Annotated in this window: 20 protein-coding genes; 16 read left to right on the top strand and 4 right to left on the bottom strand. The window is 39.0% G+C overall.

What is annotated here, in order from left to right; genetic code table 11:
* The first annotated feature begins 89 nt into the window (after positions 1 to 89).
* The 7 genes from ABGT15_RS11495 (at position 90) to ABGT15_RS11465 (ending at position 5,634) form a co-directional block, all read left to right on the top strand.
* The gene (locus tag ABGT15_RS11495; RefSeq protein WP_367231568.1) at positions 90 to 719 is read left to right on the top strand and encodes a bifunctional nuclease family protein; all 630 of its coding nucleotides are present in this window, start codon (positions 90 to 92) and stop codon (positions 717 to 719) included.
* Between the two features lie 160 nt (positions 720 to 879).
* Positions 880 to 1,704: a thymidylate synthase gene (locus ABGT15_RS11490; RefSeq protein ID WP_367231567.1), complete on the top strand. Its 825-nt coding sequence runs from the start codon at positions 880 to 882 to the stop codon at positions 1,702 to 1,704.
* A 27-nt stretch (positions 1,705 to 1,731) separates the two neighbouring features.
* Complete coding sequence (locus ABGT15_RS11485) at positions 1,732 to 2,724, top strand: toxin-antitoxin system YwqK family antitoxin (RefSeq protein WP_367231566.1); 993 nt, start codon at positions 1,732 to 1,734, stop codon at positions 2,722 to 2,724.
* Positions 2,725 to 2,761: 37 nt separating this feature from the next.
* Positions 2,762 to 3,100 (top strand): 2TM domain-containing protein, encoded by a 339-nt coding sequence (locus ABGT15_RS11480; protein WP_367231565.1) that lies wholly within the window; start codon positions 2,762 to 2,764, stop codon positions 3,098 to 3,100.
* Positions 3,101 to 3,586 (top strand): dihydrofolate reductase, encoded by a 486-nt coding sequence (locus ABGT15_RS11475; protein WP_367231564.1) that lies wholly within the window; start codon positions 3,101 to 3,103, stop codon positions 3,584 to 3,586.
* Between the two features lie 610 nt (positions 3,587 to 4,196).
* Positions 4,197 to 4,928 (top strand): bifunctional demethylmenaquinone methyltransferase/2-methoxy-6-polyprenyl-1,4-benzoquinol methylase UbiE, encoded by a 732-nt coding sequence (ubiE, locus tag ABGT15_RS11470; protein WP_367231563.1) that lies wholly within the window; start codon positions 4,197 to 4,199, stop codon positions 4,926 to 4,928.
* 1 nt (position 4,929) lies between these two features.
* On the top strand, positions 4,930 to 5,634 hold the full coding sequence (locus ABGT15_RS11465) for a porin family protein (protein ID WP_367231562.1): 705 nt from the start codon (positions 4,930 to 4,932) through the stop codon (positions 5,632 to 5,634).
* Here ABGT15_RS11465 and ABGT15_RS11460 read toward each other — a convergent pair.
* Positions 5,631 to 6,359 (bottom strand): TrmH family RNA methyltransferase, encoded by a 729-nt coding sequence (locus tag ABGT15_RS11460; RefSeq protein WP_367231561.1) that lies wholly within the window; start codon positions 6,357 to 6,359, stop codon positions 5,631 to 5,633. The two genes, ABGT15_RS11465 and ABGT15_RS11460, sit on opposite strands and share 4 nt — an antisense overlap.
* A 36-nt stretch (positions 6,360 to 6,395) precedes the next feature.
* On the opposite strand from ABGT15_RS11460, the gene ABGT15_RS11455 reads away from it, so the two are divergent.
* The 3 genes from ABGT15_RS11455 to accD all read left to right on the top strand — a co-directional run bounded on the left by ABGT15_RS11455 (position 6,396) and on the right by accD (position 11,027).
* The gene (locus tag ABGT15_RS11455) at positions 6,396 to 8,957 is read left to right on the top strand and encodes a BamA/TamA family outer membrane protein (RefSeq protein ID WP_367231560.1); all 2,562 of its coding nucleotides are present in this window, start codon (positions 6,396 to 6,398) and stop codon (positions 8,955 to 8,957) included.
* Between the two features lie 45 nt (positions 8,958 to 9,002).
* Complete coding sequence (fbaA, locus tag ABGT15_RS11450) at positions 9,003 to 10,070, top strand: class II fructose-bisphosphate aldolase (protein ID WP_367231559.1); 1,068 nt, start codon at positions 9,003 to 9,005, stop codon at positions 10,068 to 10,070.
* Between the two features lie 102 nt (positions 10,071 to 10,172).
* Positions 10,173 to 11,027 carry an acetyl-CoA carboxylase, carboxyltransferase subunit beta gene (gene accD, locus ABGT15_RS11445; protein ID WP_367231558.1) on the top strand — a complete coding sequence of 285 codons (855 nt, stop codon included), beginning with the start codon at positions 10,173 to 10,175 and terminating at the stop codon, positions 11,025 to 11,027.
* A gap of 34 nt (positions 11,028 to 11,061) precedes the next feature.
* Here accD and ABGT15_RS11440 read toward each other — a convergent pair whose 3' ends face one another.
* Positions 11,062 to 11,325 carry a hypothetical protein gene (locus ABGT15_RS11440; protein ID WP_367231557.1) on the bottom strand — a complete coding sequence of 88 codons (264 nt, stop codon included), beginning with the start codon at positions 11,323 to 11,325 and terminating at the stop codon, positions 11,062 to 11,064.
* A 10-nt stretch (positions 11,326 to 11,335) separates the two neighbouring features.
* Positions 11,336 to 12,601, bottom strand: coding sequence for an ABC transporter permease (locus ABGT15_RS11435; RefSeq protein ID WP_367231556.1), 1,266 nt, complete (start codon positions 12,599 to 12,601; stop codon positions 11,336 to 11,338).
* A 292-nt stretch (positions 12,602 to 12,893) separates the two neighbouring features.
* Here ABGT15_RS11435 and purH point away from each other — a divergent pair, with 292 nt between their 5' ends.
* From purH to rodA, 6 genes are read left to right on the top strand one after another with little or no spacing between them, the layout of a single operon-like run.
* Positions 12,894 to 14,420, top strand: coding sequence for a bifunctional phosphoribosylaminoimidazolecarboxamide formyltransferase/IMP cyclohydrolase (gene purH, locus ABGT15_RS11430; RefSeq protein ID WP_367231555.1), 1,527 nt, complete (start codon positions 12,894 to 12,896; stop codon positions 14,418 to 14,420).
* A gap of 55 nt (positions 14,421 to 14,475) precedes the next feature.
* On the top strand, positions 14,476 to 15,504 hold the full coding sequence (locus ABGT15_RS11425; protein WP_367231554.1) for a rod shape-determining protein: 1,029 nt from the start codon (positions 14,476 to 14,478) through the stop codon (positions 15,502 to 15,504).
* A gap of 10 nt (positions 15,505 to 15,514) precedes the next feature.
* Positions 15,515 to 16,342 (top strand): rod shape-determining protein MreC, encoded by an 828-nt coding sequence (gene mreC, locus ABGT15_RS11420; RefSeq protein WP_367231553.1) that lies wholly within the window; start codon positions 15,515 to 15,517, stop codon positions 16,340 to 16,342.
* Positions 16,335 to 16,841 carry a rod shape-determining protein MreD gene (locus tag ABGT15_RS11415; RefSeq protein ID WP_367231552.1) on the top strand — a complete coding sequence of 169 codons (507 nt, stop codon included), beginning with the start codon at positions 16,335 to 16,337 and terminating at the stop codon, positions 16,839 to 16,841. Before mreC ends, ABGT15_RS11415 begins: the two co-directional genes overlap by 8 nt.
* Complete coding sequence (gene mrdA, locus ABGT15_RS11410; protein WP_367231551.1) at positions 16,838 to 18,841, top strand: penicillin-binding protein 2; 2,004 nt, start codon at positions 16,838 to 16,840, stop codon at positions 18,839 to 18,841. The genes ABGT15_RS11415 and mrdA overlap by 4 nt, the downstream gene beginning before the upstream one ends.
* Positions 18,838 to 20,094: a rod shape-determining protein RodA gene (gene rodA / locus ABGT15_RS11405; protein WP_367231550.1), complete on the top strand. Its 1,257-nt coding sequence runs from the start codon at positions 18,838 to 18,840 to the stop codon at positions 20,092 to 20,094. Before mrdA ends, rodA begins: the two co-directional genes overlap by 4 nt.
* Here the strand turns inward: rodA and ABGT15_RS11400 are convergent, their stop codons facing one another.
* Positions 20,095 to 20,919, bottom strand: coding sequence for a DNA/RNA non-specific endonuclease (locus ABGT15_RS11400; RefSeq protein WP_367231549.1), 825 nt, complete (start codon positions 20,917 to 20,919; stop codon positions 20,095 to 20,097).
* Positions 20,920 to 20,941: the final 22 nt, after the last annotated feature.

Genomic DNA, 20,941 nt, shown 5'->3' with positions numbered 1-20,941 from the left:
TTTTACTTAATTTGTGCCTATAAAAAGGCTGTCTGAATTGGAGATAGTTCGTATCTTTGTTTAGACAGCCTTTGTTTATTTATACAACTATGAGCTTAGTAAAACTCACTATAAAAGGAATCTCATACAGCCAAACACAAAATGGCGCTTATGCTTTGATTCTGAATGAAGTAGACGGCGAAAGAAAATTACCGATTGTCATTGGCGCTTTCGAAGCCCAATCCATTGCCATCGCTCTGGAAAAAGAAATACGACCACCAAGACCGTTAACACACGATTTGTTCAAAAATTTTGCAGACCGTTTTGACATTGTCGTAAAACAGGTTATCATTCACAAATTGGTGGATGGCGTTTTTTTCTCCAGTATCATTTGCGAAAGAGATCGTATTGAGGAAATTATAGATGCCAGAACTTCCGATGCAATCGCTTTGGCTTTACGTTTCAACGCCCCTATTTTTACGTATAAAAACATTCTGGACAAAGCCGGAATCTACCTAAAAGTAAATCCTGCAGAAGACACTAAAAATCCGGAAGAAAGCGACGATCCGTTAACGAGTCCTGAAACTTTTGGCTTGGTAGGAGAAGAATCCGTAACCGGAGAATCCTACACCCAATACACTTTAGCCGAATTATACGAATTATTGGAAACCGCCGTACAAAATGAAGATTACGAAAAGGCAGCCAAAATCCGTGACGAAATTTCAAAACGAGAAAGTTAATTTACCCTATAAAAATCCAAGAGCTGTTTCCAAAAGAAGCAGCTCTTTATTTTGTCAATAACTTAGCGAATAAATCAACGGTGTCAATCCGGTTTTATCTTCCATAATTTCATAAATTGCGATAATAATTCATCACCTCATTTTTCAACAGCAACGTACCATGAAGCAGTATTTAGATTTAGTAAAGCACGTTTTAGAAAATGGCAACCAAAAAGGAGACCGCACCGGAACCGGAACCAAAAGTGTTTTCGGCTACCAGATGCGCTTTGATTTAAGCGAAGGTTTTCCGATGGTAACCACTAAAAAACTGCATTTAAAATCGATCATTTACGAACTGCTTTGGTTTTTGAACGGTGACACCAATATTGGTTATTTAAAGGAAAACGGCGTTCGAATCTGGGACGAATGGGCCGACGAAAATGGCGATTTAGGCCCCGTTTACGGCTACCAATGGCGCAACTGGAATGGTGACGAAATCGATCAGATAACCGAATTAATCGAAACACTGAAAAAAAATCCGAACAGCCGTCGTATGCTGGTTTCCGCCTGGAATCCTTCGGTATTACCCGATGATAAAAAATCGTTTGCCGAAAATGTAGCCAACGGAAAAGCGGCATTACCACCATGTCATGCTTTCTTTCAATTTTATGTGGCAGACGGGAAATTATCATGTCAGTTATACCAAAGAAGTGCCGATATCTTTTTAGGCGTTCCGTTCAACATTGCATCCTATGCCCTGTTCACCATGATGATTGCCCAAGTTTGCGATTTACAACCCGGCGATTTCATCCACACGTTCGGAGACGCCCACATCTACAACAACCACGTGGAACAGCTGGAACTACAATTGTCACGTGACCCAAAACCACTTCCGAAAATGATTTTAAATCCGGAAGTAAAAACCATTTTCGATTTTAAATTTGAGGATTTCACTTTGGTTGATTACGATCCGCATCCACATATTAAAGGACAGGTGGCGGTTTAATTAACAAACTTTTTTCCAATCAACGTAATGAAATTATTTTTCTTATCAGTTTTCATCGGACTACTGCCCTCTATTTTTTGGGCTCAAAACGACAAGATCATCTACCTCGATTCTCTAGGACTGGAAACCACAAATGGAAATCACGCATCGTACAGAACGATCAAGAATTATTATTTGACCCAAAAAAGTTATACGGTTCTTGATTATTATAACAGCGGAAAACTTAAATCCGAAGGCCTGTACTTAGATCAAAATGGTAAACAGAAAGAAGGAACTTTTATAGAATATTACGAAAATGGTAACCAAAAATCACGAAAAATGTACTCTGAAAATATTTTATACGGAGACTGTGCTTTTTGGTATGAAAACGGGAACAAAAAAATTGAAGGTGAATTTACTGTAGTTTCAGACGATAAATTCAACCCTCTACTAAAAATTTACAACTATTGGGCAGAAAACAACGAGTTAAAAATAAGTAACGGACAAGGCATTCTCACAGAAATTCTGGAAAACGAAACGGCATCAGGAGAAATTAAAAACGGATACAAACAAGGATTATGGGAAGGAGCATCCCAAAAACCCATAGCGTTAACTTTTAAAGAATACTACGAAAAAGGCAAATTAATTGAAGGCACCGCTACAGATTCCTTAGGTACAGTTTACAAGTACACCAAAACAGAAAAAGTTGCCCAACCAAAAGGAGGGATGCAAAATTTCTACAAAGTTTTTGCAACCAATGTAAAAATTCCGCAGGTTTCCGAAAACATAGATCAAATCAAATTCCTGTTTTCTTTCACCGTGGATGAATACGGAAAAATCACCGATATCAAGACCCTAAAAGGTTATGACAAAAAAACCAATAAAAACTTCATTAAATTGCTAAGCGATTGGCCCAATTGGAATCCCGCAGAACACCGAGGGATAAAAATAAAATCCCAATTCACCTTACCAATAACCGTACAAATCAGTTCCAATTATCTTTTTTCACCGACTCAAGGCACTCACACAAGGTTTAGATAAAAAAATTCTTTATCTTTAATTCCGTAAAAAAATATTTATGGAAATCAATCAACATGAATTATACGAATATGCAAGACAGCGTTTACGTCAGAAAAAGCACTTGTATTTTCACTTCGTCTTGTTTTTTGTAGGCAGTATTTTTATGATTATTGCCAACAAACTCCTAAATGTAAAACCGGAAACCGATTGGTACAAATGGGGTATTGCCATTTGGGGCTTCATTTTCATATTGCACTTTATAAGGGTTTTCATTACCGACAGTTTTATGAATAAAAAATGGGAACGCGCCCAAATTGACAAACTGATTATGAAACAAGAGCGCAAACTGGAACAAATAGAGAAAGATTTCAACCAAAACAACAACATTCCTTCATAAATGATTACCATAATTGCTGCCGCTGCTGAAAACAACGCTTTAGGAAAAGACAACGATTTGATCTGGCATTTGCCAGATGATTTCAAACGATTCAAACAGTTAACCACAGGGCATTACATCATTATGGGAAGAAAAACATTTGAAAGTTTTCCCAAACCATTACCCAATCGCACTCATATAATCATTACAAGACAGCCGGAATATACCGCTCCAGAAGGCTGCTTAGTGGTAAGTTCGTTAAAAAAAGCACTGGAAATTTGCCCTAAAAGCGAAGAAGTTTTCATTATAGGCGGCGGTGAAATCTACAGCCAATCTCTAAGCATTACACATAAAATTGAACTCACCAGAGTGCATACTTCACTGGAAGCAGACACCTTCTTTCCGGAATTAAATCCCAAGGAATGGAAACTAACCTTTGAAGAATTTCATCCTAAAGACGAAAAGCACCAATTTGACTTTACCTTTCTTACCTATGAGAGGGTATAAACGAAAAACATCCCGACAAAAACTTACCGGGATGTTTCGACTAACAAACTAAAAATTTACCAAACTATTCGGATTATTCAAGGGAAAGTACCTGAAAACATAATATAAAAATTACTATTGCTAAAAGTATTCCTGAAATGAATATGATAACATTAGCAAATTTTCGAGAATACATCTCAAAAAAGCCCTTAATACCAAATACCACAAAAGTACTAAAGACAAAAAAAACTAAAATTTCCAAAAACAAATTTAACCCAAAGAACGTTTGCGGCACCCCTGAACCAGCAGCTTCAACCAAGAAACTACTGTTGACACTTTCCACCAGAACAAATGACATTACCAGTGCCAGTAATACCCATTTTAATTCCGAAATAAAAAGCTTGGACAACATATTAGCCTGTTTGTAACTTCGATGTAAAGTTCATTAAAAAAAGAACCTTAGTCAATCGCCAAAATGGTGTATTTTTAGCATCACCAAATTTGGTGATGCGCCAATTTTTTTAATTTGCAATATGTTCAAGAACGAACTAACTGGACACTAAATTTACAAACTAATTCACAAGCCTATATCATAAAGATTATATTATCTTTGTACAAATTAATTTTATCGATGAACGACAACATTACACCATACAAAGACTCACAACTTGGTAAAAAAGAACAGGTTACACAGATGTTCGACACTATTTCGGGCAACTACGACGATTTAAACCGTGTAATTTCATTTGGTATCGATGTGAAATGGCGTAAAAAAGTATTACAACTGGTAGCCGAAAAAAAACCGGAAACCATACTTGATATTGCCACTGGAACAGGTGACCTTGCCATTCTGATGGCCAACACCAATGCTTCAAAAATTATCGGTCTTGATATTTCCGCGGGTATGCTGGAAATCGGTAAAAAGAAAATTGCAGACCGAAACCTGAACAACCGTATTGAAATGGTTTTGGGTGATTCGGAAAAAATTCCTTTTGAAGACAATTATTTTGATGCTATTACTGTCGGCTTCGGAATTCGTAATTTCGAAAACCTTGAATTGGGACTTTCCGAAATCCTTCGCGTTTTAAAGCCCAACGGCCGCTTTGTCATTCTGGAAACCTCTGTCCCTACTAAATTCCCTTTCAAACAGGGTTACTACATTCATACAAAATTTATTCTTCCGCTTATCGGTAAACTCTTTTCGAAAGACAAAACAGCCTATTCGTATCTGTCTGAATCAGCATCCCATTTCCCTTTTGGAGAAGCTTTAAACAATATTTTACGAAAAGTTGGGTTTATAGATGTAAAGCATATGCCTCAAACCTTTGGAGTAGCAACTATTTATTCGGCTTCAAAAAAATAACATGAGAAAATTATTTGTTTTACTTACACTTGCTCTCACCCTAAACGGCTTTAGCCAAAAAGGGTTAGGTATGTTCGGCAAAGACCCTATTGTCAATTTAGAAAATTTCGACAAACAAAGAGTACATTGGGGTTACTATTTAGGATTCAATACCTATGATTTCAAATTTGATTATATTGATGTAGATAAAGATATTGAAGTCCAGACAACCACCGGATTTAACGTAGGACTAATCGGAAACCTGCGCTTAATGGAATACATCGATTTGCGCTTTGAACCAGGACTTTATTACGCCCAGCGCAACCTGATTTACCCTAACATTGAAGACCAGTTTGACAGACGACGCGAAGTGAAATCAACATACATCCATTTTCCTTTATTGTTGAAGTTTTCCTCGAAACGTATTGGTAATTTCAGACCATATCTTGTAGGCGGCTATTCGCAATCGATGAATTTAGGCAGTAATTCCAAAGCAAAGGATGACAATTACGACGAGCGATTCCGCATGAAAAAAATGACCAGCAACTATGAAGTAGGCTTTGGTGTTGATCTGTATTTCGAATATTTCAAATTTTCCCCTTCCATTCGCGGGGTTTTCGGTATAGACGACGAATTAATCCGTGATAACAACCCAGAAAGCCCTTGGACCGGAAATGTGGCTTCCATGAAAACAAGGGGCATTTTTATCAATTTTGCGTTCCACTAAGAACTTCTTCGGAACTCACTTAATATTATGGCCGTAGCCGTGGCCACATTCAAACTTTCCGTTTGCTTTAAATCACCAAAACGAGGAATGGCAATGCGCTGCGTACATAATTTTTCAATGGCTGGCGAAATACCGTTGGCTTCATTTCCCATAACAATCACCCCGTTGTCCGGCAAATTATTTTTATAGATGTTTTCACCGTCCATAAACGTGCCGTAAACCGGCAATTGCGTTTTCTCCAGAAAAACTTCCAAGTCTGTATAAATCACATTAACCCTAGTGATAGAGCCCATAGTAGCCTGCACCACTTTCGGATTGTAAATGTCTACGGTTTCTTCCGAACAAACTACATTCTGAATACCGAACCAATCACACAAACGCAGTATCGTTCCTAAATTACCCGGGTCACGAATATCATCTAAAGCCACAATTAAACCCGCCTCTGAAATTTCTTCCCCTTTAGGAATTTCGAAAAGTGCCAAACAATTGTTCGGCGTTTTTAAAGCACTTATTTTTTTAAGCTCCGCCTCGGTAACGACAGAAACTTTTTGCTTCGGCACAGCATCAAAAACAGCATCGGTTACATACAAATGATGCAGCACAAAATTGGAACGCAGCAATTCCTGTATTACCTTTATCCCTTCAGCCAAAAACAAGCCGTGTAATTTTCGGTACTTTTTTTGCTGTAAACTCGTTATTAATTTGATTTGGCTTTTACTAACCATAAAAAAACGTATTTTTGACGTACTATTCTGATCGCCTTGAAAAATAATTCATCAAAAGTAGCACTATTTATCCTATTAGGTGCAATTTTATATTCCTGTTCGGTGGTAAAAAGAGTTCCGGAAGGCAAACATCTTTTAACCAAGGCCGACATTGTAGTCAATGAGGAGAAAAAGAAAGACGAAATTCTCATCAACCAATTGTATCAAAAACCAAACAGTGATTTATTTTTCGGATATCCGTTGCGTTTGCATTTATACAACATGGCTAAACCAAATGCAGACTCTTCCTATCAGGCATGGTTAAACAGAAAGCCCAACAGACACAAGAACCTAACTAAATTTCTTTCTGAAAAACAGGTAGAACGCTTAGGAAAATCGTTCTTCGTATCCGGTTTCAGTGCTTTTTTAAAGAAAAACGGGGAAGCGCCGGTAATCATTGATGAAGGGAAAACCAAAAAAACAAAAAACCGTTTCCTCTCCTATTATTTCAACAAAGGATATTTTAAAACCAAAGTGGATTTTAAAATTGACACACTGAAAAACAAAAAAGGAACTGTTAAATACACTATTGTTACCGGCAAACCTTTCACGGTAGATTCTATAACTTCTACGATTGAAACACCGGCATTGGATTCTTTGTATCAGAAAAACAAAAATCTTTCCTTTATAAAGACAGGCAAACAATACGATTCTAAAGACTTTATCGATGAAAGAAAAAGGATTTCTGCCTACTTTAGAAACAACGGTGCTTTCAAATTTCAGGAAACCAACATCTCGTATGATGTCGACACGTTAAACAGAAATTACAAAGCCAATGTTGATGTTGTCATTGAAAATCAAACCGTTAAAAAAGGTGATTCTTTAATTCAAATCCCTTTTAAACTGTATAAAATCAGTGAGGTTAACATTTTCACCGATAATACTTCCAGTAAAAACAAACTGAAAGTAGCCGACAGTGTTACGTATAACAATTTCAACCTTTACAGTTCCGACAAACTGAATTACAGACCAAAAGCCTTAACGGACGCTGTCTTTATCACCAAAGGGAGCATGTTTAGCGACACGCGCAGACTTTTAACCTCCAGAGCCATAAGTAACCTCAGGGTTTTTAATTACCCTTCCATTCAATACACGGAAGACAAAAGGGATACTACCGGAACTTCCTTGATTGCCAACATTGTTTTAACGCCAAGAAAAAAATTTAATTTCAATCTTACTGCCGATTTCATGCATTCCAACATTCAGGATTTTGGTATTGCAGGAAGTATGGCTTTATCGATCCGTAACATTTTCAGAGGAGCGGAAATTTTGGAAATTTCTACCAGAGGCAATATCGGTTCTTCCAAAGATTTGGCCAATCCGGATGATGTTTTTTTCAATATTTCAGAGTATGGGGCCGACGTCAAATTGAGTTTCCCAAGGATATTTTTCCCTCTAAAAACGGACCGCTTAATTCCTAAAATCATGTTTCCTAACACCTTGGCGAGTTTCGGTGTTTCCCGACAGCAGAACATCGGCTTGGACAAAGAAAATTTCACCGGAATGTTGAGCTATAACTGGTTTCCGAAAAAAAGCAACACCGCACGTTTTGACTTGTTTAACGTACAGTTTGTACGCAACCTGAATCCTAATAATTATTTTAGTGTTTACAAATCATCGTATAACTCATTAAATGAAATTGCACAGATTTACAATACTAATCCTGATTATCTGGATGAAAACGGCAACCTTTCCATTCAGAATGAAGGAACAACAGGTTTCATAAATGATGTTTTAAGCGGCAACACAGCATTGAATCCAAACGATGACCGCTATAAATCGGTAAAAAGCATCGAAGAGCGCCGAAACAGACTAACCGAAAACAACCTGATTTTCGCCTCGAGTTTCACTTTTACCAAATCCACCAAAAAAGATTTACTGGATAATAATTTCTCTATTTTCAAGACCAAAATCGAATCGGCAGGTAATTTCCTTTCTCTGGTTTCTAAGTTCAACAAAGAATCTTTAAACGAAAACGGGAAGAAAACGTTCCTGGATGTAGAATATTCTCAGTACATTAAAACAGAACTGGATTTCATCAAGCATTGGGATTTTGGCAAAAAATCGGTTATGGCAATGCGCAGCTTCTTTGGCATTGCCATCCCTTACGGCAATTCGGAAAACATTCCTTTCTCTCGAAGTTATTTTGGAGGAGGCTCCAACGACAACCGCGGCTGGCAATCCTATGACTTGGGCCCGGGACGCAGTGGTGGTATCAATGATTTTAACGAAGCCAACATGAAAATTGCACTCAGTACGGAATACCGCTTCAACATTTCAGGTAAATGGAACGGTGCTTTATTTGCCGATGCCGGAAACATCTGGAACATCTGGGACAACGTAGAAGACGAGCGTTTTACTTTCAACGGTTTAAAATCCCTAAAAGATATTGCCTTGGGAACCGGTCTTGGGATTCGATATGATTTTAACTTTTTTGTTTTCAGAACCGATTTAGGCTTTAAAACCTACAACCCTGCCAACGAAGAAAGCCGAAGATGGTTCAAAGACATGCGATTCGACAAGTCGATTATAAATATTGGAATTAATTATCCGTTCTAACTGGAGAAATTATTATTTTTGTCAACTATAAAAAAACACAACACAATGGCTCACAATATTAAACCGGGTGTAGCAACCGGCGATCAGGTTCAGGAAATTTTCAGATATGCTAAAGAGAAAGGCTTTGCCTTACCTGCAGTTAACGTTACGGGTTCCAGCACAATAAACGGCGTAATGGAAACCGCTGCAAAACTAAAAGCCCCTGTTATCATTCAGTTTTCTAACGGTGGTGCCTCATTCAATGCCGGAAAAGGACTTTCTAATGATGGCCAAAAATCGGCAATCTTAGGTGCTGTCGCAGGTGCTAAACACATCCATACTTTAGCCGAAGCTTACGGAGCTACCGTTATCCTTCACACCGACCATTGTGCTAAAAATTTACTACCTTGGATTGACGGGTTATTGGATGCCAGCGAAGAGCATTTCAAACAAACCGGAAAACCGTTATATAGCTCTCACATGATCGATCTTTCGGAAGAACCGATTGAAGAAAACATTGAAATCTCTAAAAAATATTTAGAGCGCATGAGCAAAATGGGCATGACGCTTGAAATTGAATTAGGAATTACCGGCGGTGAAGAAGACGGCGTGGACAATACCGATGTGGACAGCTCAAAACTGTATACACAACCGGAAGAAGTAGCCTATGCGTACGAAGAACTGATGAAAATAAGCCCTCGCTTCACCATTGCTGCGGCTTTTGGTAACGTTCACGGAGTTTACAAACCGGGTAATGTAAAGCTTACACCGAAAATCCTTAAGAACTCTCAGGAATTTGTTCAGCAGAAATTCGGAACAGAAAACAATCCTGTGGATTTTGTATTTCATGGAGGATCGGGTTCCACTTTAGAAGAAATCCGCGAAGCCATTTCATACGGTGTTATTAAAATGAATATCGACACCGATTTACAATTTGCCTTTACGGAAGGAGCTCGTGATTACATAACAGGTAAAATCGACTATCTGAAAACACAAATCGGAAATCCGGAGGGCGACGATGTTCCGAACAAAAAACACTACGATCCTAGAAAATGGGTTCGCGAAGGAGAATTAACCTTCAACAAACGATTAGAACAGGCTTTTGCCGATTTAAATAACGTTAATACACTTTAATTATGAGTTATGAATTATAAATTATGAATTATGAGTTTCAAACAGTACAACTCATAACTTATAACTTATAACTTATAACTTTTAACTCATAACTGTAAAATTATGGCTTGGTTTAAAAGAACAGAAAAAGGGATTCAAACCGCTACGGAAGATAAAAAAGATGTTCCAAAAGGACTTTGGTACAAATCCCCAACCGGAAAGATTGTAGATGCTGAAGAGTTGGCCAGAAACCTTTGGGTAAGCCCGGAAGACGGTTTCCACGTTCGTATCGGCAGTAAGGAATATTTTCAGATTTTATTCGACAACAACGAATTTAAGGAATTGGATACAAACATCACTTCCAAAGACACTTTGAAATTCGTCGATACTAAAAAATACAGCGACCGTTTGAAAGAAGCCATGGAAAAAACCAAACTGAAAGATGCGGTTCGCACGGCAGTTGGAAAATCCAAAGGAAAAGATTTAGTGGTTTGCTGTATGGATTTTGCTTTTATCGGCGGATCGATGGGCGCTGTAGTGGGGGAAAAAATTGCCCGCGGAATTGACTACTCCATCAAAAATAAAATTCCTTTTTTGATGATTTCAAAATCTGGAGGTGCCCGTATGATGGAAGCAGCGATGTCATTAATGCAGTTGGCCAAAACTTCTGCAAAATTAGCACAGTTGGCTGAGGCTAAAATCCCATACATCTCACTATGTACAGATCCGACAACCGGAGGAACAACTGCTTCTTATGCGATGTTGGGTGATATCAATATTGCAGAACCTGGCGCTTTAATTGGATTTGCCGGGCCGCGTGTGGTAAAAGATACGACCGGAAAAGATTTACCGGAAGGATTCCAAACTTCTGAGTTCTTATTGGAGCACGGTTTCCTGGATTTCATCACACCGCGTAAAGAACTGAAAGACAAAGTAAATTTATATCTTGATTTGGTTCAGAATCAAGATATCCGATAATAAAAAAATCCCGGGCAATGCCCGGGATTTTTTTTTATGAATGATACATTTGCATCTGTCTTTTTTGCAATACGACTTGAATAGCCCTTTTTTCGTAGTCTGAAATTTTACCCTGCAACAGCTTTACTAAAAAATCGGTTTCTAACTTTTCGTACTTTTCAACCAACAATGATAACATTTCCTCTTCCTCTTTTGCCCCCCTAATCTTATCCCATTGTACTCTACAAAAACTCCGTATCCGATCTCGAAACAGTATCCCAACAAAACCTATAATAGCAGAAATCAAAATTACTTTCATCACTCAAAAATTACATCCCACTTCGAATCGCCTCTACCGGATCCAACTTAGACGCCGCAATAGCCGGTATAATGCCTGAAATTAATCCGATAAACGCTGCGAGAGAAGTTCCTATAATGATGTTGGAGAGCCCAAGCACAAATTCAAAATCGAGCGCTTTGGTTAAAATCATCGCAATAATCCAAACCAATAACATTCCTACAATTCCACCAATAACCGAAAGTATGATGGCTTCGAACAGAAACTGGAACAATATAAAACGGTTTTTAGCTCCCAAGGCCTTTTGAATTCCGATAAGATTCGTACGCTCTTTTACGGATACGAACATGATGTTAGCAATCCCGAAACCACCAACCAAAAGTGAAAAGCCACTGATAGCCCAGCCGATCCCGTTCATTTGTCCAACGATATTGTCTACCGCATCGGTAAATCCCGAAAGAACGTTTACGAAAAAGTTATCCGGCTCGCTGCTTTTCATTCCTCGGACGCTGCGGAGTTTTTGGCCAAGTTCTCCTTTAAACTCATCCATATCAACACCTTTTTCGGGTTTTACTGTAATAACCGGTGTTAAGAAATCGGTGTTGTCACCATACAAACGACGTACAAAATTTGCCGGAAAATAAGCGCGGGTATCGTTACTGCCGAAAACCGTTTCCCCTTGTTTCTCTAAAACCCCGATTACCTGAAAACGCTGACCATACAAACGCACTTCTTTACCCACAGCATTCAAACTGCCAAACAAGGTTTGCGCTACTTCATATCCGACAACTATTACTGGAGAACCTGCATTGGATTCTGCTTCACTAAAAAAACGACCATCTGCAATTTTTAACGCCTCAATTTGTTCGGAACCTTCCGTACAAGGCACTACTTCAATGCCACTGGCGGTTTCTTTTTCATATTTGATATTTTCACGTTTGGTAAAATAGAGATAAGCGATGTTTTCAATATCATTCATGTTTTTTTTCAGATAGAGAAACTCGTCGTATTTTACATTGGGGAATTGTCCGATTTTCCATTGCGGAATTTCGGTGGGCCCAAAGGAAAATTTCATGAGGTACACCGTATTTTTATCCAAACCGCTCAAATCATTTTTAATTTTACGATCCATGGAATCCACCGCAGCCAATACCGCTATGATGGAAAAAATCCCAATAGTAACTCCCAACAAAGAAAGTAACGTACGCAATTTATTGTTACGCAAAGCATTAAGCGCAAATCCCAAACTTTCTTTAAGAAGTCGTAGGTATAACAAAGGTGTATTCTGCTGGCTCATAAAAACTATCATTAATACCCAAAAAGGGCAACACACAAATAAGTATGAAAAGTATGCAAAATGTTACAGAAATTCAAGACATTTCCTCTATAGCCCTGATGGGAGCGACATCCTTTTAGACAGTGGTTGTGGCTACCGCAACCACCGTCTAAAAGATACAGCGCACAGCAGGAAAATGGCATCCTTAAAAGCCTTGACCTTTCGCTTCAAAAAAACTCTAAAAAGTATGTTATAATCATTTGATTGTTAAGCCTACAATGACTACTTTTGCACCTTTAAAATCAACAACACAATGAACACTACAAAAACAATCCAATCGGCTTTAATTTCGGTATTTGACAAAACGGGCTTAGAACCGATTGTGAAAAAATTACACCAGCACAACGTAACCATTTACTCTACAGGCGGTACGGAGGAATTTATTAAAAGTTTCGGCATTCCGGTTGTGGCTGTGGAAGATGTTACCTCCTACCCTTCTATCCTGGGAGGTCGTGTAAAAACCCTGCACCCGAAAATTTTCGGCGGTATCTTGAACCGTCAGGACCATGCCGGTGATGTGGCGCAAATGGAAGAATTCCAAATCCCGCAGATTGATGTAGTGATTGTAGATTTATACCCTTTTGAAAAAACAGTAGCTTCCGGAGCGAGTGAGGCAGATATTATCGAGAAGATTGATATCGGCGGAATCTCATTGATCCGTGCGGCGGCTAAAAACTTTAAAGATACGGTGATTGTTCCTTCTGTGAAGGAATACGAACTTTTCCTTGACATGATTACCAACGGGAACGGCGCTACTACTTTGGAAGAAAGAAAAGTACTGGCTACTAAAGCGTTCCACGTTTCTTCGCATTATGACGGAGCGATTTTCAATTATTTCAACACCGACGAAACCGTTTACAAAGCGAGCATCGCAGACGGACAAGTGTTGCGTTACGGAGAAAACCCGCACCAAAAAGGATTCTTCTTCGGAGAATTTGACAAAATGTTCACAAAACTTCACGGTAAAGAGTTATCATACAATAATTTATTAGATGTTGATGCCGCAGTAAACCTAATCAATGAATTTAAAGGTGCTAATCCAACTTTTGCCATTTTAAAACACAACAACGCTTGTGGTTTTGCTACAAGAAACACAGTTAAAGAAGCGTATTTAGATGCTTTGGCCGGGGATCCGACTTCAGCTTTCGGAGGCGTTTTAATCTCGAATGCAAAAATTGACGAGGCGGCTGCAGAAGAAATCAATAAACTATTCTGTGAAGTAGTAATTGCTCCAGAATACGATGAAAAAGCAATCGCCATTTTAGAAGAAAAGAAAAACAGAATCATCCTGATTCAAAACGAGGTGGCATTACCTACAAAACAAGTACGCACTTGTCTTAACGGATTGTTAATTCAGGAAAAAGACAATATTACAGACAATAAAGAGCATTTAAAAGTCGTTACCACTACAGCTCCAACAGCTCAGGAAGTAGAAGATTTGTTATTTGCATCAAAAATCTGTAAACACACCAAATCCAACACGATTGTTTTTGCTAAAAACGGCCAATTGTTAGCTTCCGGAACCGGACAAACTTCAAGAGTAGATGCTTTACGCCAAGCGGTTGAAAAAGCAAATGCTTTCGGATTTGACCTAAACGGAGCTGTTATGGCAAGCGATGCTTTCTTCCCTTTCCCGGATTGTGTGGAGTTAGCAAAAAATGCCGGAATTACAGCGGTTATTCAACCGGGAGGTTCCATTAAAGACGAATTGAGTATCAACTATTGTAACGAAAATAAAGTTTCAATGGTATTTACAGGAATCCGTCATTTTAAACATTAATTTTACTATTTTTGTAAGCTAAATTTTTATAAACGAATAAACCCCTTTGTAAGGTATGGGATTTTTTGATTTCATGACTGAGGACATCGCGATTGACCTTGGTACCGCTAATACACTAATCATTCACAATGATAAAGTCGTTATTGACAGCCCTTCCATCGTTGCCCGTGACCGCATCTCAGGAAAAATTATTGCTGTAGGTAAGGAAGCCAACATGATGCAGGGTAAAACCCATGAAAACATTAAAACCATCCGTCCTTTGAAAGATGGGGTTATTGCTGATTTCGACGCTTCGGAGAAAATGATCAGCATGTTTATCAAAAGTATTCCTGCTTTAAAGAAAAAGATGTTTACACCAGCTCTTCGCATGGTGGTATGTATTCCATCAGGTATTACCGAAGTAGAGATGCGTGCGGTAAAAGAATCATGTGAGCGTGTAAACGGTAAAGAAGTATATTTAATCCACGAACCGATGGCTGCGGCTATCGGTATCGGGGTTGACATCATGCAGCCGAAAGGAAACATGATTGTCGATATCGGTGGAGGAACCACGGAAATTGCGGTAATTGCTTTAGGTGGTATCGTGTGTGACAAATCGGTTAAAATTGCCGGGGATGTTTTCACCAACGACATCATCTACTACATGAGAACGCAGCACAATCTTTTCGTAGGAGAAACCACTGCTGAGAAAATTAAAATTTCCATTGGTGCAGCCACCGAAGACCTGGACACCCCGCCAGACGAAATGGAAGTACAAGGGCGTGACTTGTTAACCGGAAAACCTAAACAAGTACATGTATCCTACCGCGAAATTGCCAAAGCGCTGGACAAATCGATTCAACGTATTGAAGATGCGGTAATGGAAACCTTATCCCAAACACCGCCGGAGTTAGCAGCGGATATTTACAACACCGGTATCTATCTTGCAGGGGGAGGCTCAATGTTACGAGGATTAGACAAACGAATATCCCAAAAAACCGACCTACCGGTATACATTGCAGAAGACCCTTTAAGAGCCGTAGTAAGAGGTACGGGAATGGCTCTGAAAAATATTCAAAAATACAGAAGTATTCTTATCAAATAACGAATAATACATGCAGCAAATAATTAATTTTATATTTAAAAACAGCCTTCGATTGCTGTTTTTGCTGCTTTTAATTACCTCGTTAACACTAACGATTCAGTCGCACTCCTATCATAAAAGCCAATTTGTAAGTTCGGCTAATGATATCACAGGAGGTGTCTACCAGAGAATCAACAATGTAAAAGAATATTTCTACCTGAGAACGCAAAACGACAATCTTGCCAAGGAGAACGCTTACCTGAAACAATTACTTTACAACAAACCGGATACCGTTATCGCTTCCACAGAACTGATTCCGGCCGGTTACGAAGACGTTAAAGTAATCCAATCCAAAGTAATCAACAACTCGTTCAACGTTCATGAAAACTACCTGACCATCAACAGTGGCACTAAAAGCGGGATCAAAGTGGACATGGGAGTCGTGAACAGTTTAGGAATTGTCGGTATCGTTGAAAAAACCTCTAAAAATTTTGCCACGGTACAAAGTGTGCTGAACATAAAATCGGAAATCAATGCCAAAATAAAGAGCTCCAACCATTTTGGCTCCTTACGCTGGGACGGAAAAAATGTGGGCTTTGTGCAATTGGTTGATGTGCCAAGACTGGCTTCTGTTAAAAAAGGCGACACCATTGTAACCGGAGGACGATCGGTTATTTTTCCGGAAAACATTCCAATTGGAAAAATCGACCGTGTTTATATTGACAAGGTTACCAATTACTACACCATCAGTGTACGATTGTTTAATGACATGACTAATTTAGGACACGTTTATGTAATCGAAAACGTAAAACGAAAAGAAGTCCTTCAACTGGAAGAAGAAACAAAAAAGGATGAATAGCACGCTTATTCTAAACATATTCCGATTCATTGCCCTGCTGGCTCTTCAGGTTGCTGTTTTTAACAACATCAACTTTTTAGGGTACATCAATCCTTTGCCGTATATCCTTTTCATTATTTTATATCCGGTAAACGGTAACCGTGCCGGGCTTTTACTAGCCAGCTTCTGCTTGGGACTGGTTATGGATATGTTTGGAAATTCCGGCGGCGTGCACACAACCGCTTGTCTTATTCTGGCATATGCCCGACCGTCTATTTTCCGTTTTGCCTTTGGTATCAGTTATGAATACCAGACTGTTAAAATTGCAGACAAACTTTCTCCAGAACGCTTTACATTCCTGCTCATAGCGATTCTCATTCATCATTTCACTTTATTTTTTCTTGAAATTTTCAGATTTAATTTCTTTTGGGAAATATTATTACGAACTTTACTAGCAACAGTTTTCACTTTAGTACTTTCTATTATAACGTTATATCTGATTAAGCCAAGCAAGCGATGAGAAAAATTCTTTTACCCGGTTTGATAATTGCTGCTACAGTACTTATTCTGGCACGGCTTTTTTATCTGCAGATTCTTGATGATTCGTACATTAAAAAATCAGACAACAACGCCATCAAGATTGTTTACGATTACCCGGAAAGAGGGTATATGTACGACCGTAACGGCGAACTGCTGGTAGCTAACCAGCCTTCGTACGATATCATGGTTATCCCTAAGGAAATCAAAAATTTAGACACTTTGGAGTTCTGCTCTATCCTAAACATTACCAGAGAAGAATTCAACAAAAAAATTGAAAAAGCAATAGTATACAGCCCAAGACTGCCTTCTGTATTTTTACCACAGCTGAATAAAGTTGAATATGCAGCCTTTCAGGAAAAAATCAGAAAATATAACGGATTTTACATCCAAAAACGTTCCCTTCGCGATTATCAGGTAGAAGTGGGAGCCAATATTTTCGGCTATATCGCTCAGGTAAATGACGGTATCATTCAAAAAAACCCTTATTACAAAAGCGGGGATTTAATTGGCATGCAAGGGATTGAAAGCGAATACGAAGAAATCCTACGTGGGGTTAAAGGGGTGAAATACCGTCAGCGCGACCGGTTCAACAAAGACATCGGTTCCTACAAAGAAGGAAAGTACGACACCATCGCCGTTCAGGGAAAAGACATCACACTGACTATCGACGCAGAACTTCAGAAATACGGCGAAGCCCTAATGAAGAACAAGCGTGGCGGTATTGTGGCTATTGAACCTAAGACCGGAGAGATTTTAGCACTTGTTACGGCACCTTCCTACAACCCGGCCTTATTGGTAGGTCGTGAACGCTCTAAAAATTTCACAGCTTTATACCACGACACCATTTCCATGCCTTTGTTTGACAGAGGTTTATTAGCAGAATACCCACCCGGATCACCCTTTAAAATCCTTACAGCCCTTATAGGTCTTCAGGAAGGCGTTATCGACGAACAAACGCAGTTTCTTTGCCACGGCGGTTTTTCCTATGGCCGAGGCGCTTTTATGCGCTGTCACTGTGGTGGTGGTGCACGTAATTTACATGTGGGTATCTACAAATCCTGTAACGCCTACTTTGGAAATGTTTTTAAATTAACCATTGACAAGTATCCTAAACCGCGTTTTGGAGTAAATGCCTGGAGCAATCACATGAAAAGTTTTGGCTTGGGTGATTTCATGGGTTACGATTTACCACCAGGCCGTAAAGGTCACATCCCTACTTCTGAGTACTATGATCGTTGGTATCCTAATGGCGGCTGGAAAAGTTCCACTATCATTTCGAATTCCATCGGACAGGGAGAAGTATTGATGACACCGATGCAATTGGCCAATATGATGGCTACAATTGCCAACGAAGGGTATTACTACACCCCTCACATCATTAAGAAAATAAAAGGACAACCTATTGACAAAAAATTCACGACCAAGCATATTACCACTATCGATAAACAATATTACAAACCGGTAATTGACGGATTGTTCGATGTTTACAATATGGGTACAGCCTATGGTTCACGTGTGGAGGGAATTGAAATATGTGGTAAAACCGGAACGGCCGAAAATTTCACCAAAATAGATGGAAGAAGGGTCCAATTACAGGATCACTCTGTTTTCGTGGCTTTTGCTCCAAGACACAATCCTAAAATTGCCCTTGCGGTATTGGTGGAAAACGGACACTATGGTGCCACATGGGCAGCTCCCATGGCCAGTTTAATGATTGAAAAATACATCCGAAGAGACACCATAACCCGAGTAGATCTGGAAAACAGGATGCTGAACGGAAGTTTACAATTCGAATATGAAAAAGTTACTAACGGCTATTATCTGGTACCAAAAGACCAACGTGCTGAATTAATAGCTAAAAAAGAAGCCGAGAAAAAAGCAGAAAGCGAAAAGAAAGAGAAAAAAGACAATTCGCAAAAAAATAATGCCAACGTAAAAACCGTACCTACAGAACAAAGAAAAAAAGCCGAGAAAAGATGAAAAATCAAAGCGTAGTTAGCAACCTTGACTGGATTACGGTAATCATCTATACCCTGCTTGTTATTATGGGATGGATGAATATTTATTCGGCTTCGTTACCCATTGAGGAAACATCCGTTTTTGACATGTCGCAAACCTATGGCCGACAGATGCTTTTCATCATTTTGACCGTACCGCTTATCTTTATCATCCTCTCCATGGATGCTAAAATCTTTGAAAAATACTCGACAGTCTTTTACATCTTGGGCATATTATCGCTTCTCGGCTTGTTTGCTTTCGGAAAAACCGTTAAAGGGCAAACCAACTGGTACCAATTTGGAGGCTTTGGTTTTCAGCCTTCGGAATTTGTTAAAACTGCAACAGCGCTTTTATTAGCCAAGTTGGTCAGTGACTCTCAAATCAACCTTAAAAAAATCAACCATCAGTTTTTTGCCCTTGCCGTATTTTGTTTTCCCGTTTTACTGATTTTAATGCAGCCCGATGCAGGTAGTGCGATGATTTTCCTCTCCCTAATTTTCGTTCTTTATCGAGAAGGCTTACCCAGCTGGTACCTTTGGACTGGTTTTATTGGTGCGGCGCTGTTTATTTTGGCACTAATTGTAAAACCCACTTACCTAATAGCCTTTACAACTCTGGTAATGGTTATCCATTATATATTCAATACTCGCATTACAAGAAACCCCATTATTTACGGTATCCTTTTCGTAGTGATTACCGCAATGGTTTTCTCGGTGGATTATGTATATGAAAATGTATTGGAACCACACCAGAAAGATCGTATCAATGTACTGATTGGAGAGGATGTAGACATGAAAAAAGAAGGGTACAACCTGAACCAGTCGATGATTGCCATTGGATCCGGCGGATGGGTCGGAAAAGGCTACCTTGAGGGTACACAAACCAAAGGAGGCTTTGTTCCTGAACAACATACGGATTATATTTTTACCACCGTTGGGGAAGAATGGGGCTTTGTTGGTGCTACCGTAGTTATAGCGCTTTTTGTCTTATTATTTCTCCGGTTGATTCATTTGGCTGAAAACCAAAAAACGAAATTCAGTCGGGTATACGGCTACTGTGTTGTTGCGTATCTGTTCATGCACTTCTTTGTGAATATTGCCATGTTAATCAAAATGTTCCCGACAATTGGCGTACCATTACCTTTCTTTTCTTATGGCGGATCGAGCTTATGGGCGTTTACCATATTATTGTTTATTTTTATTAAGATGGATGCCAATAAGGTTAACGAGTGGTAATTAAAAACTCCAGCCTTTGTAATCGCTTGTTTTTTCCAATTCTGTCTCAATACCATCGGAAAGTTTAGGATAGAAATCAATTCCCGTCATTTTTTCAATAGTATCCACATCAACTACAAATTCATATAAGGGTTTAGCACTTTCTTCATGAGGCACTAAAAAACCGATCATTCGTTTTCCATCCTTTGTCATTAAAACTTTGTAAAAATAATTGGGAACCGCCACTTCTTCACGACCTATGGTTTTTAAATTATCACTCAAAACGCCACCGGTTACTACATATAGCCCATTATATTTTTTGGACCAATAACGCACTTTCTGTTCCAATCGGTTCCAAACACCGTCATTAAAATCGTGTTGCTGAGGCGAAATATTCGATGTAAAAAAAGTTTCCTTAAAGGATTCATAACTGCTTTTCCGATCTCCTGCAGGGCAAAGATGTCCTTTGTCATAACCCGACTTTTTATAATTGCGCCAGTCGGCAGAACGCGTCTTCACTTTTGGATCTTCAATAAAAAAAGGGCGTTCAAAATTACGCCTGGAAAAATCTGAGGATGATAATTCATAGGCCACCCATTCCGATTGTTCGTGCTCTTCGGAATAAGAAAACGCAAAACCATCTCGCGTTACAACGGTATTAGTCGTAGAACTGGGATAAAAATCGAAAGGTTCGGAAACGGTACTTACTAAAGATTTTTCCTCTTGTAGTGGTTCTTCTTCTGATTCATATCCTTTCTTGGTTGGCTTATTTTCAGAACAGGAATAAAACAAAAAAACAAAAAAAGCAACTTTCACAAAAGTCATAAAACGAACAGCAAAAATCATTTATGGTCTAATATTTGTTAGA

The sequence above is a fragment of the Flavobacterium enshiense genome (assembly GCF_040750275.1).
Taxonomy (GTDB): Bacteria; Bacteroidota; Bacteroidia; order Flavobacteriales; family Flavobacteriaceae; genus Flavobacterium; species Flavobacterium enshiense_B.
The sequence above is the reverse complement of the archived record's forward strand: the minus strand, read 5'-3'. Positions and strand labels throughout refer to the sequence as shown.